This window comes from Atlanticothrix silvestris CENA357, assembly GCF_016056295.1.
Taxonomy (GTDB): Bacteria; Cyanobacteriota; Cyanobacteriia; order Cyanobacteriales; family Nostocaceae; genus Atlanticothrix; species Atlanticothrix silvestris.
The window spans coordinates 42,662-43,024 of sequence record NZ_JAECZB010000014.1 but is presented as its reverse complement, the minus strand read 5'-3'; the positions used below and the strand labels follow the sequence as shown (position 1 = coordinate 43,024).

Annotated in this window: 1 protein-coding gene; it reads right to left on the bottom strand. The window is 45.5% G+C overall.

Translation table 11 applies throughout. The annotated features are described in order from the left end of the window. A partial coding sequence (locus tag I8751_RS08540) for a HEAT repeat domain-containing protein (protein ID WP_214438808.1) occupies window positions 1-363 on the bottom strand: 363 nt, incomplete at both ends.

The following is a 363-nucleotide window of genomic DNA, read 5'->3' as shown; positions in this document are numbered from 1 at the left end:
ATGGATTTGGTGTCGGGGTCATCTTTGAAGTGATTCGCTAATACTTGGAATGCTGCACGTCGTACATCCCATTTATCATCCTGGGTAGCACGTTCTTTGAGCCAGGATTTGGTTTCGGGGTCATCTTTGAAGTGATTCGCTAATTCTTGGACTGCTGCACCTCGCACAAAGAAGTTATCATCCTTGGTAGCGTGTTCTTTGAGGAAGAATTTGGTTTCGGGGTCATCTTTGAAGTTCTTGGCTAATTCTTCGACTGCTGTACGTCGCACATCCCACTTATCATTCTTGGTAGCACGTTCTTTGAGCCAGGATTTGGTTTCGGGGTCATCTTTGAAGTTCTTGGCTAATTCTTGGACTGCTGCA